Consider the following 12,548-nt stretch of genomic DNA (forward strand, 5'->3'; position numbering starts at 1 on the left):
AATCGGGTATGCTTTCTCCTGAACTTACTCCGTAATCATTCAATAATGAAAGAATTTGTACATCTTTCGCCTACAGGCCTGATTTTCATCAGGATACAATGAGAGCTATCAATAGGCGAGAGGTGATTAATCATGAATGCACAAACGGTACAGCCGGCGGGCAAGGCCAGGCTGGACAAGAATATGAAAGCGGTTGCCAAGACGTTCAAAGGGCGCTGGAACGCTCCGTTAGCCGGCTACCTGTTCATCGCGCCCTGGCTGCTGGGCTTTCTCATTTTGCAGCTGTGGCCCATCATCCAGTCCTTCTATTTATCCTTCACCGAGTATTCGCTGCTGGAGCCGGCCCGCTGGATCGGACTCAAGAACTACCAGGACATCGCTCACGACCGGCTCTTCTTCAATTCGCTAAAGGTGACATTTCTGTACGTGATCGCTTCCGTGCCGCTGAAACTGCTGGTGGCGCTGGCTGTAGCCCTGCTGCTGAACCGGAACATCCGGGGCATATCCTTCTACCGGACGATCATTTACCTGCCCTCTCTGATCGGTGGGAGCTTGGCGGTAGCTGTGCTGTGGCGCAATATTTTCGGTCTGAACGGCTTCATTAATCAGCTCGTGATTTTGGTCGGGATCGCCCCCAAAAACTGGATCGGCACCCCCTCCACCGCCCTCGGCACCCTGGTGCTGCTGACGGCCTGGCAGTTCGGTTCATCGATGATTATTTTCCTTGCCGGTCTCAAACAAATCCCTAGTGAATTATATGAGGCCGCCTCCGTGGACGGGGCCTCGCCGCTCCGCAAGTTCATCCGGATTACCCTGCCTATGTTGTCCCCGGTCATCCTGTTTAATCTGATCATGGGCATCATCAACGCATTCCAGATGTTCACATCGGCTTTTGTTGTCACGAATGGAGGACCGGTTAATTCAACCGAAATGTTTGCCCTGTTCCTGTACAATAAAGCCTTTGGATCCCTGCAGATGGGCTACGCCTCGGCCCTGGCCTGGATCTTGCTCGTTATCATCGGCATCGTCACGGCGCTTAATTTTATCGCGTCCAAATACTGGGTCTTCTACGAAACCGAAACGGAGGGTCGCAAATGACAGGTGCTCATAATAAACAAAACTGGCTGGTCCATGTGCTGATGATTGCATTCTGTTTTGTGATGTTTTATCCCGTCCTGTGGTGGATCGGCGCCTCCTTCAAATCAACACCGGAAATCAGTCTACCCACTCTGTTCCCCAAAGTATGGTTGTGGCAAAATTATACGGAAGGCTGGATGGCACTGCCCAAGTATACATTTACACGCTTCTTTATGAACAGCCTTAAGCTCAATGTGGCGACCACGATCATTCATGTCATTTCAGCCAGCCTGGTGGCTTTTGGCTTCGCTAGGCTGACCTTCCCGCTGAAGGGGTTATGGTTCTCCATCCTGCTGATGACCCTGATGCTTCCGGGACAGGTCACGCTCATCCCGCAGTATACGATGTTCCATTCCTTCGACTGGATCAATACCTATCTGCCGCTGATCGTCCCGTCAGCCATGGGCGGAGCCTTCTTTATATTCCTGATTGTCCAATTCATCCGCGGTATTCCGCGGGAGCTCGATGAGTCGGCAAAAATCGACGGCTGCACCTGGTTCGGCATTTATCTGCGCATCATCATGCCGCTGACGCTGCCGGCGCTCATCACGGTTACGATTTTCTCGTTTATTTGGGGCTGGGACGAATATTTTGGGCCGCTGATTTATCTGAATACCGTGGACAAGTATACTGTCCCGCTCGCGCTAAGAATGTTCATCGACTCCCAGTCGGCCGTTCCGTGGGGGCAGCTGCTTGCCGTATCCCTGCTCTCCGTGCTGCCGCCGGTGATCATTTTCTTTCTCGCACAAAAGCATTTCGTGGAAGGGATCGCCACATCCGGGCTGAAAGGTTAGGTTTCAGAGCGGTAAACGGATACTGTGCCGTGTTCTTCCAGCTCTTCTTCAGGCAGCGGCCAAGCCGGACGATTTCAAGCATCCGGCTTCCGCCAACAAGGACATTGAGGCAGCAGCGCGAATGCAGAGTCCTCATGGCTTCTTAAGGGGAGGGGAAAACGCATGAATCCGTTTCGTACGTTCCGTATCGATTACGTTTTTTTCTTCAGCTTTGCCGGTTTTATCGCGGTTCTCATCACGATTATGATGATTGTCAGCTATCGGTTTACGGCCGATGAGCAGGCGGACAGCGCCTCCATGTACCAGCAGGCGGTGCTGCAGCAGCTCAACAAGCAGCTTACCGACCAGATGAGCGCTGTAGAGCAAACCTCGCTAGCCGTGTCCATCAACTCGCCTCTGGTCAACTATGTAACGATGAAAGGAGATTATTATGCACGCAAGAAAGCCAGGGACGAGCTGAACCGGGATTATTTGGCGCCGATGCTGAACAGCTCGCGCTCCATGTTTTCCTTTCAGATTTATATGAAAGATCCGCTTCAGGTCGATCCCAACGCCAACATTCAATACCTCCCGCTCGCCTCGGCCGGCGGGGAGAGCTGGTATCCGGCCGTCGACAAATCCGATTTTCTCTGGATCGGCCAGCGCGAGGTCGGTTCGCCGCAGGGAAAGCAGCAGGTGATCAGCTTCGTCCGTAAAATCACCACGCTGGATGGCGTAAACCGGGGAATTTTGATCATCAATGTTCGGGTTAAATTTTTGCAGGAAATTCTGACGGAAGACAACTCCTCGGCCAGTCGGCTGCTGCTCGACTCCGGCGGCCGGATGATCATGCACACCCGGATTGCTCCGCCCCCCGGGGAAATCAACGCCATCCTGGAGCGGGTCAGCGGGGACACCGGCCATGCGCATCAGCTGCTGGCCGCCGCCGGCTCGCTCCCGGAGAAGGACATGCTCACCGTGTGGTCACGAACGTCCCCGGGCAGCTGGATGCTGGTGGAGCTTACGCCCTGGAAGGTAATCACCAGCGGGAGTGTCCGCCTCGCGTGGACGATGGCCGTGGTTGGAGCCGCCGCCATACTGCTGTCCCTGTTCTTCACGTTGTTCCTTTCCCGAAATTTCACACGGCCGATTCGGAAGCTGGTTCAGCTAATGCAGGCGTTCAATCCCGGGAAACGCGGGCAGACGCTGCCGACGGAATACCGCAACGAATTCGGCAGCCTGTTCAGCGGCTACCGCAAGCTCACAGAGCGGATCGAAAGGCTGTATGAGTCGCTGGAGCAGCACTATAAAGCGCAGCGCGAAGCGGAGATCAAGGCGCTTCAAGCGATGATTAACCCCCATTTTCTCTACAATACCCTGGACCAGCTGAACTGGATGGCGCTTGAAGCCGGCCAGGAGAAGATCAGCCACGTACTCGAGCTGATGGGGCAGATGTTCCGCATCGGGCTGTCGGGCGGCGAATCTATGATTTCGATTCAGGAAGAGCTTCTGCACGTTGATTGCTATCTGAAAATCCAACAGTTCAAGTGGGGTGAAGGATTGGAATGGCACTTCGATTGCCCGGAAGATTTGCGGCAGCTGATGATTCCGAAACTGACCCTGCAGCCCTTTGTGGAAAATGCCGTTATGCACGGTTTTCATGGCAAACGCCAAGGCCGGATCCATCTGATTTGCGCGGAAGAGGACCGAGGCATCCGGATTAGGATTCGGGACGACGGCATCGGACTGCTTGAAGACTGGAAAACGCGCAAACGCCATCCGACGGGCGGATATGGCATTCGCAACGTGACGGAGCGCATCCAGGTTTATTTCGGTCCGCCCTTTGGCGTTTCGCTTCGAAACCGTACCGATGCGCCGGGCACCGAAGCGGAGATCTATTGGCCGAGGCTAAATCAGCAGTGGGGTCAGGATCAGGAAGGGGGAGGAAACCATGTGGACCATCGCTATCGTGGATGACGACCGCCAAGTGCTCGGCGGCATGTCCCGGCTGATTCCCTGGGAGCAGCTCGGAGTTCGGCTCGTAGGGGAGGCCATGGATGGTGAAGAAGGACTGCGGCTGATTGAAGCAAGCCAACCCGACATCGTCATCACGGATATTTATATGCCGGTGATGAACGGTCTCGACATGATCGAACAGCTCCGTAAGCAGCAGTACGCCGGCAAAATCATCATTTTGAGCGGGTACTCGGATTTTGATTACGCTCGTAAGGCGCTGCGGCTTCAGGTCGACGATTATTTGCCCAAGCCGGCCTCACCGACCACGATCCGCGAGGTGCTGCAGCGCGTCACCCGCGAGCTAACGGAGCGCCGTGCGCTGGAAAATAGAGAGCGGGAGCTTCAAAGCCAACTCATGGAGTATGAGCCGTATCTGGAGAGGGAATGGGTCAAATCCATCCTCATCGGAGGGACCTCCTCCCCGCTGACGGATCCCTCTCGAATGCTGGAGCGGCTCGGTTGGAAGAATGCCCAATTCATGATGCTGGCCTTAGAAATCAAGCGCCAGGGACGCATGGAAGGCATCTCCGTCCGGGACTGGCACCTATTCCGCTTCGCCGTAGGCAATACGGTGGAAGAGCTGGCCGGTCAGGACGGGCTGCGCAGCTATTTCCTGGAGCTGCACAGTCACCATATGGCACTGCTGCTGTATAAGCCACTCTCCTGGCCGACAGAGGCGTTCCGCTCGGAAGTTCTGGCGCTGGCTGGGCGAATCATTTCGTCCGTGCATCGATTCCTCAAGGTCAAGCTGCATATCGGTGCCGGTCTTCGCAAGGACGACTGGCTTGCCATCTCCGACTCCACCGAAGAAGCGTTTCAAGCACTCGCCGAGCGGCACGAACCGGATGTCGCCCATCCTTGTGTTTACGTATATAGCGAAGGAGGCTTCCGGCTTACAGCCCCCCGGAACGTGCGCCCTGTGCGTTTTTTCCAGGAAATGACCGACGCCGTGCGGACCTTTGACGAGCCCAGGGCGCTGCTGGCGCTGGACGACTTCTTCCTCAAGGACGACGGCGCGGCTCAGCTCCAGCCCGATGAGCTTACTGCCATCGGTACGCAGCTGTTCGCCATCCTCTCCTTTACCCTGTACGAGTCCGGCATCCGGCTCGACGATGAGCTGCCTGTGACGGACTTGACCAAGGAGCTCGGACAAATAGAAGATGCCCAGCAGTGGAAAGCATGGGTAGCGGAAAAAGTGAAACGAATCTGTTCGCGTTACACACCAAATGAAAACCTCAAGCATAAGGAGACGGTCGATTATATCATTCAATACATTCATGAGCATTACGCCGAGAACATCCATCTTCAGGATGTGGCCGACCAGGTGTATATCTCCAAAAACTATCTCAGCACCTTATTCCGCCAGTTTACAGGTGAAACCTTTGGCGATTATCTGACTAGGGTGCGCATGGAAAGAGCCAAGAGCATGGTTCTCGAGAAAAAGCTGCTGATCGCCGAAATCGCCGAGCGGGTCGGTTACCGGAATGTTCCGTACTTCACCACCCTGTTCAAAAAGCATACCGGGCGCAGTCCAACCGAGTTCCACAAAGCCCAAACCGCCGGTCCGCTTTATTCTTGGCGCCTGTGCATCTCGCCCCTTTTTCGATAATCGTAAAATACTGAAACGATTTGTTGTTTTGTCCCCTACGAGAAGGACCCTGGACTTGGTACGTTAAAGGAAGAAGAAGATCAGTTACTTAAGGAGGTTCATCCAATGAGAAATTCATGGCACCGTCTCGCCGCCGGCGCTGCGGCCGTGCTGTCACTGTCCCTGGTTCTCTCCGCTTGCAGCGGGATCAAGAAGGAAGAAGCCGGATCCGCGGAGTCGGGAGACGGCAAATCCATCACGCTCCGAATCATGTGGTGGGGCTCGCAGGCACGGCATGACGCAACTTTGAAAGCGCTTGATTTGTACTCTGAAAAGAACCCGGGCATCACGTTCGAACCGGAGTATCAGTCTTTCGACGGGTATCAAGACAAGCTGTCGACCCAGTCTGCCGGAAAAAACACGCCGGATATTTTCCAAATGGATGCCGCCTGGTTCAACGATTGGGCGTCCAGCGGACGGCTGGAGGATCTCTCCTCCATTCCGGCGGACCATATCGATAAGGCGCTGCTCGAGACAGGCACCTACCAAGGCAAACTGTACGCGATGCCGCTCGGCAACAACGCCTGGGGCATGGTGTACAACAAGACGATGATGGACAGCCTCGGCGTTCAGCCGCCGAAGACATGGGACGAATTTTTCGCCATGGCGCGTGACCTGAAGCCGAAGCTGGCCAAGGACCAGTACCTCACGCGGGATCTCACCGCGGACGGCGCGTTCTACATGTCGTATCAGCTGAGCATGGGCAAAGGATTCTCCATGAGCAAGGACGGAAAATTCCATTATGACGAGGCTACCTGGAAGGATTGGATGAACAAGTGGGCGGAGCTGCGCAAGGACAACCTCGTGACACCTCCTGACGTAACCGTATCGGATAAAGCACAGGACGCACAAATGGACCTGCTTATCCAGGAAAAGATTCTGCTGCGGGGTGCGCATGCTGCGGAATTCGGCGGAACGGATGCGTTAAAGCCCGGCGTGATGGCGTTAACGACCCAGCCAAGGGGAACGCAGGCGGGCGGCTGGCTGAAAGCGTCCATGTACTGGAGCGTCAGCCCCAACAGCCAATATAAAGAGGAAGCAAAGAAGTTCATCGACTGGTTTGTCAACAGCGAGGAAGCCGGAGAAATTTTGGGCACTTCGCGGGGGATTCCTGTCAACAAAACCGTAGCCGATGCCCTCCAGCCCAAATTTACGGACGTCGATAAAAGCTCCCTGGGACTAATCAACGAGGTGTCCAAGGACGGCGTCGCGTTTGACCCCGGCCCCGGGAATAAGGGCGGCTGGGCCAACTTCACGAAGGAATACGACAACATCACGCAGTCGATCATGTTCGGTAAAATCAGCATCGACGAGGGCTGGGACCAGATTGTCAAATTGAGCAAAAGCCTGGAATAATCCATGCCGAAAAGCTGCTGTTATAAGTTTGGATAGAAACCGTCATCGAAGCGGTGGCACGCCAAAAAGCACCTGAAGGAATCGGGTGCTTTTTTCTCGTTTTTATTTTTACAAATCTGAGCAGCATCTCGCAAAAAATCGTCTGCAATTCGTTCTGCCTGTGTAACTGTCTTTTGAATATGGCCTCACGTCATTCACCAGTACATATCCCAATCTTTAAAGACCCTCACCAACGCCTCGAAATAGAAATAGTCCCCCCAAATGCAGCATTCGTCGATGCCGTTGCCAAGCGGCTTTCCGTAGACCGCATGCTGCAGAATGCCGTTGGATTCAGGGAGCGTTGCCGTCGTATATCCATCGCTTAAAGACGCCAGGATGCGCAGTACCGCGTTCTCGTATGTACGGCGCTGCGGGTGCGAGAGCGGTACATGCTTGGCCAGCTCCAGCATTCCGCATACCGATATGGCGGCTGCCGAGCTGTCCCTCTCTTCCCGCCCTTCGGTGAATATCAAATCCCAATAGCACACATCATCCTCAGGCAGCCGATTCAAATAGTAATTCGTGACTCGCTCGGCATCATGCAGCCGTGTTTCTTCCTTCGTGTAGGCATAGCTGAGCGGCATACCGTAAATAGCCCAGGCCTGACCGCGGGACCAGCACGAATGATCCGCATATCCTTGGGACGTTTGCCCAAACCTTGGTTCTCCGCTCTCAACATCCATATAATACGTGTGGTATGTTGAGGAATCCTCGCGAATCAAATAGCGAGCGGATTGCTGTGCATGGCTTATGGCGGCGCGCCGATACTCCGGTTTGCGGGTTTCCTCCGTCGCCCAATAGAGCAAAGGCAAATTCATGCAGCAGTCGATGATCATTCGGCCGCGCTGTGACGGCCTGTCTAGCTTGCCCCAAGCCTGAATGATCCCGGCTTTCTCGAAATACCGCTCCATCAGCAGGTCTGCTGCGGCCAAGGCAATCCGTCTCGCTTCTTCATTCCCGGTCAGCTTATAAGCGGCAACGCAGGACAGGGAATACAAAAATCCCAGATCATGCGTCTCGGTGGCGATGCGCTGCTTCACGCGCTCCTTATAGCTGTGGAGCTGAAGCTCCGCTATCGACCGGTACTTCGTTTTCCCCGTGACCTCATAAGCAAGCCACAGCATTCCGGTCCAGAAGGACGAGGTCCATTCCGTATTGCTGATTGGCTCATAAATATGATTGCGGCTTGCAGGAGATGGAAAATGGTCCGAAAATGTGTCTAAATTCTCATCGATCTTATCCAGCACGAATTCGATGGCGGCTTCGGTCCTTTGCCGCGTCCATATCGTTGCCTCGCCGTATTTTAAAGGTTCCCGGATCGCTTCCATGGCTAATTGGCCACTCCTCTCCTCGTTTAAGCGTTACTGCCCGCTTGCGCTCACCCGATATTTGCCAGGGGTGACCCCCTCCAATTTCTTGAATGCCCGGATGAACACAACATCATTGGTATAGCCGACCAGTTGGGCCAGCTGCGCATTGGTCAGTTCCGATTGCTCCATCAATGTCTTCGCCTTCTCAATCCTCGCGCGTGTAATATAGTCGGTGATATTGCATCGATTCATCTTTTTGAAGAAACTCGAGATATACTGCGGCGTCATGCCGAAATGATCGGCAATCATGCCAAGTCCTAAATTATAATCGGTTAAATTCCTGTCGATGAATGCCATCATATCCTGCTGCAGCTGGATGCTGTGATCGCTATGCTCCGTATGAAAGAGACAGGTCAGTTTGTCATATAACCGCTTGGTCTCGGCTTGCATTTCATCACTTGTGGAACAACCGAATATGTGCTTTACGGGATCAAAGCTCGGGCCCAGCAGGCTTTCATGATCCGTGTTCGTCAAGTTCAGTATTTTCAGAAAGGTGCTGATGATATTAAAGAACAAGCATCTTCCCAGTTCCGGGGTCATCCCCGCCGATTTAAAATTCATCGTATAAATATTGTCCAGCAGCTTAGCGACATTTTCCGTATCGCCGCCTCTCACATGGTTGACAAGCTGCGTCTCGAATTCGATCGGATAGTAATAATGATGCTTGATGTCGCGCACATGCCCGAAGTGAATGATCGAATTTCTTCCGCTGAACATACGGTAATCCAGGGCGGCCATGGCTTCGAGATAAGCGCTGCCGATTGTTCCGTTTCCTGTGTGTACGCTGCTGACGGCAATCGTCACGGAAATATGGAAACGGTCCTCCAGTACCCGGAGCAATCGCTCTGCAATCTCATGAAGGAAGAGCTCGGCTTCCGCCTCCTCAACCGGATGAAAATTAACCAGGATCGCTACCCGGTCGCGTTCCATATCGACGGCGAATCCCTGGTGACCCGAATTTGCGATTTCCGTGCCGATATTCGAGATAATAAACCGAATTTGCGTCCAACCTTGCTCGGATGGCTCCGGCGACAGCCTTGTAATATCCACGGCTTGAACAATGATTACGGCAAACTTGTCGGACTCGAAGCGGATGCCCATGGTCGCTAATGTCGGACCCCCTTGATCCCCCGCATGATCCGGATCGATGTATCCCCGAATGAGCCTTGACAGAAAATCAGCGCGGATGACGGGCGTCTGCCTGAACAGGCGCTCCCTCAGATGCCGCTGCTCAACGAGCGAGCCTTCGATCGTTTGCAATATGAAGTCATATTCGTTCGCGGCCGGCTTATCCTGAATCGGCTTTCCTTGAAGAATGGCATCCACCACCCGTTTGACGGGACTGTATTGTCGGTATGCAAACCAACAAGCAACGGCCGCTCCTGCGACAAGCGATGCAACAAACACCGTCAGCGCCATTCTCTTCAGTTGTGCTACTCGTTCCATGACACTGCCCATCGGCATGACGGACACATATTGCCAGCCGGCCTCCTTGGATTCCGTAAAGGTTACCATGCTGTCCGTGCCATTCAATGCTGTCTTGAACAATCCCGATGGACCGGCCAGTCTTTCCGTCACCTGCGTGGACAGCTCCGAGTCCGATGAGCTTGCAATCACGCCCCGGTCCTTATCGAGGATATAAATCTCGCTGTCGTTGGCGGACTCGATTTGGCGGAACATCTCTTGAAGCTGCTGTCCATCGATCATAATGACCAGCGTTCCGCGGATATTGGACACGTCATGAAGCGGAAGGGATTGCGCATAGGTAATCACATCCGCCGGGTTGCCATTTCCTTGGTTCGGGTTCTGCAGCAGCACATCGGAGGGCAGGAATGCCTTGTTGTGGTAGCTGTCAAGCATCGTCCGCTTCCATGTTTCAAAGTCCATATGCTCAAACCGGTAATACTTCTCGTAAAAAGTTCTGGCATCCGTCCGCAATCCAGGCTTCAGGATGACGTCTCCGGCCTGCAGATGAACATAGTAGTCTCTCACGAATCCGCTTACAAAAGATTGATAGCGATTTAAGTAATCGCGAACGAATTCTACCTGGCGGTACGCCCCTCCTTGATCATGCCGATCAAGATTCAGCAAATAAGTTAGTTTAGAGTTAAACATGATTTGCTTAGCCAAGATATCCACTTCTTTAAGCTTGCTGTCCACGGAAAGCCGCAGCTGCTCCAGCATCGCCGAATTTGATCGTTCCGCATTGTTTTCCATCACGTTTTCCACCCGTCCATATAGAAAAAGCCCCACGGTCATAGGCAACAAAAGGATGAACATATACGAAACGATCATGGTTTTCAAGACGCGTCCCCGGCTGCTCTTTCGCTTGCCGGGAAGAAGGCCGGGTATCGAGATCATGTGCATTCCTCCAAGAAAATGTATGGAAACCTATTTCTTGAATCCTTCGCCGAACGGACTAGCAAACCCTTTAATCAATTCGGTCACCCAAGAGAGAAGCGCACCGTTATAAGGAATGTTTACATTTTGGGTACAGCGGGGTATTTAAAGCACCTGAACTAATCGCACGGAACGAAGCTTCACGGCAGCCGCCTGCCAAATTTCCGGTCCAAAAGGTTTCGGCTTCGCAAGCTTGCTCGATAAGGTCAACGCATACGTGCCCGGATTCTCTATTACGATCCGCCCGATCGATGAATGAATCTCGGTGTACGGATGCTGACAAGAAATGGAGTCGCTGACGACCTTATCCTCTCGGGGAATACACGCAATCGTCTGTCCAGCTGCCCGTACGGTGACTTCATGATCATATTCCTGTTCCCAAACGGCATCGGATTTTTTGAAATTGACGAGGTTGACTTCATATATGCCGGACGACGCTGCCTTGAAGGTCCACCGGGCCTCGTTCAACCCGTTGCCTGTCGTTATTTCCGACAGTACAAGATCCAACTTAACAGCGCCGTTCGCCTGTTGGATAAACCCCTGATCTACATCGATCCTGCCCTTGAGTTCCAAAACAATAACCGACACATGGTCTTCTGGCGGAAGTTCAGGCAAGCGGATCCGCATCTCGTGATGGTCCGTTTCCGGCCGATAGCTCTGGTCCACAGGAAGACATGTGCTGGAGTCCGTGAGCAGATAAGCTTTTTCAACCGTATTTCTTACACCGTTCAATACCAATTCTTCCGCAGGCCAATAGCGATTGTACACATGTAGGAAGAGCGTATTCCCTTTTACCGTAACCGCTCCCCATTCCAGCTCATAAGGGAACGGGCTTGCGCTTGTGCCGTAGACCGCCTCTCCATTTCGCGCAAGCCATTCGCCGACTTCCTCCAGGCGTAGAGCGGATTTTTCCGGAATGATGCCTGTTTCCGTAGGGCCGACATTGAGCAGCAGGTTCCCTCCCTTGCTTACGATATGCACCAACTTTCGGATCAGAGCATCCGTGGATTTCCACACTTGATCCTTTGTGCTGTACCCCCACGATTGATTTAAGGTCATCGGTGTCTCCCATTCCCGCGTTTCCTCGCCTTGCATCGGGATTTCGTTGTCACCCTTGGATTGGTAGTCACCGAAATCAGGCCAATGGCTTACCCTGCTGTTAATCAGGCAATCGGGCTGAAGCTCGCGGATCATGTTTACCATCGCTTCGCTCTCCTTCTTCGACAATCCCCCGGATGTGTCGAACCAGAGCAGCCCGACCGGACCATATTCCGTCAGCAGCTCACGTACTTGTCCCTTCGCTTTATGGTTCCAGTAACGAAAGAACGCCTTCTTCTCCAGCTCATAGTCCCATAGATTGTTAAACGTATCGTGAAGCGCATGCGGGTGATGCCAATCTATGACATGGGAATAGTAGAAGCAGAGCCGGATTCCTTCCTCCCTGCAAGCCTCGGATAATTCCTTCAACGGATCCCGGCCGAATGGAGAAGCATCCACGATATTGAACGGGTCCGTCCGTGAATGATACATGGCGAAGCCATCGTGATGTTTGGCTGTGATGACGATATATTTCATGCCTGCCCTTTTGGCGCAATTGACCCAAGCCTTGGCATCAAACTGCGTCGGATTAAATTCCTTGGCGAGTTTTTCATATTTCTTTACCGGAATTTTGTTGGCATACATGACCCACTCCCCTTTGCCGAGCAGCGAATATACCCCCCAGTGGATGAACATGCCGAATTTGGCATCCTTCCACCACTGCATCCGGCTCTTGCTTTGCGTTACGATATCTAATGAGTCAGCCATCGT

General features: G+C 53.3%; 8 protein-coding genes. 5 read left to right on the forward strand and 3 right to left on the reverse strand.

Translation table 11 applies throughout. The features are described 5' to 3' along the window. The first annotated feature begins 132 nt into the window (after positions 1 to 132). From ACPV3A_RS02970 to ACPV3A_RS02990, 5 genes are all read left to right on the forward strand, one after another. Entirely contained in the window at positions 133 to 1,098 is a 966-nt protein-coding gene (locus ACPV3A_RS02970; protein ID WP_220684310.1) for a carbohydrate ABC transporter permease, read from the forward strand. Continuing rightward, on the forward strand, positions 1,095 to 1,931 hold the full coding sequence (locus ACPV3A_RS02975) for a carbohydrate ABC transporter permease (protein ID WP_194543942.1): 837 nt from the start codon (positions 1,095 to 1,097) through the stop codon (positions 1,929 to 1,931). The genes ACPV3A_RS02970 and ACPV3A_RS02975 overlap by 4 nt, the downstream gene beginning before the upstream one ends. A gap of 162 nt (positions 1,932 to 2,093) precedes the next feature. Further along, on the forward strand, positions 2,094 to 3,887 hold the full coding sequence (locus tag ACPV3A_RS02980) for a cache domain-containing sensor histidine kinase (RefSeq protein WP_426198085.1): 1,794 nt from the start codon (positions 2,094 to 2,096) through the stop codon (positions 3,885 to 3,887). Beyond that, positions 3,862 to 5,535: a response regulator transcription factor gene (locus tag ACPV3A_RS02985; RefSeq protein ID WP_426198086.1), complete on the forward strand. Its 1,674-nt coding sequence runs from the start codon at positions 3,862 to 3,864 to the stop codon at positions 5,533 to 5,535. Before ACPV3A_RS02980 ends, ACPV3A_RS02985 begins: the two co-directional genes overlap by 26 nt. A 105-nt stretch (positions 5,536 to 5,640) precedes the next feature. After that, entirely contained in the window at positions 5,641 to 6,930 is a 1,290-nt protein-coding gene (locus ACPV3A_RS02990; RefSeq protein WP_339218925.1) for a sugar ABC transporter substrate-binding protein, read from the forward strand. Between the two features lie 194 nt (positions 6,931 to 7,124). Here the strand turns inward: ACPV3A_RS02990 and ACPV3A_RS02995 are convergent, their stop codons facing one another. From ACPV3A_RS02995 to ACPV3A_RS03005, 3 genes are all read right to left on the reverse strand, one after another. Beyond that, entirely contained in the window at positions 7,125 to 8,297 is a 1,173-nt protein-coding gene (locus ACPV3A_RS02995) for a glycoside hydrolase family 88 protein (protein WP_426198087.1), read from the reverse strand. Positions 8,298 to 8,330: 33 nt separating this feature from the next. Next, positions 8,331 to 10,700 (reverse strand): helix-turn-helix domain-containing protein, encoded by a 2,370-nt coding sequence (locus tag ACPV3A_RS03000; protein ID WP_339218929.1) that lies wholly within the window; start codon positions 10,698 to 10,700, stop codon positions 8,331 to 8,333. 144 nt (positions 10,701 to 10,844) lie between these two features. Beyond that, a complete protein-coding gene (locus tag ACPV3A_RS03005; protein WP_426198088.1) occupies positions 10,845 to 12,545 on the reverse strand; it encodes an alpha-L-fucosidase in 1,701 nt (566 codons plus the stop codon). Positions 12,546 to 12,548 lie beyond the last annotated feature (3 nt).

The organism is Paenibacillus sp. Dod16, from assembly GCF_049893405.1.
GTDB lineage: Bacteria > Bacillota > Bacilli > Paenibacillales > Paenibacillaceae > Paenibacillus_AQ.

Coding starts and splice junctions, on each gene's coding strand:
- ACPV3A_RS02970 (WP_220684310.1), top strand. CDS start 133: ATGAATGCACAAACGGTACAGCCGGCGGGCAAGGCCAGGCTGGACAAG.
- ACPV3A_RS02975 (WP_194543942.1), top strand. CDS start 1,095: ATGACAGGTGCTCATAATAAACAAAACTGGCTGGTCCATGTGCTGATG.
- ACPV3A_RS02980 (WP_426198085.1), top strand. CDS start 2,094: ATGAATCCGTTTCGTACGTTCCGTATCGATTACGTTTTTTTCTTCAGC.
- ACPV3A_RS02985 (WP_426198086.1), top strand. CDS start 3,862: ATGTGGACCATCGCTATCGTGGATGACGACCGCCAAGTGCTCGGCGGC.
- ACPV3A_RS02990 (WP_339218925.1), top strand. CDS start 5,641: ATGAGAAATTCATGGCACCGTCTCGCCGCCGGCGCTGCGGCCGTGCTG.
- ACPV3A_RS02995 (WP_426198087.1), bottom strand. CDS start 8,297: ATGGAAGCGATCCGGGAACCTTTAAAATACGGCGAGGCAACGATATGG.
- ACPV3A_RS03000 (WP_339218929.1), bottom strand. CDS start 10,700: ATGATCTCGATACCCGGCCTTCTTCCCGGCAAGCGAAAGAGCAGCCGG.
- ACPV3A_RS03005 (WP_426198088.1), bottom strand. CDS start 12,545: ATGGCTGACTCATTAGATATCGTAACGCAAAGCAAGAGCCGGATGCAG.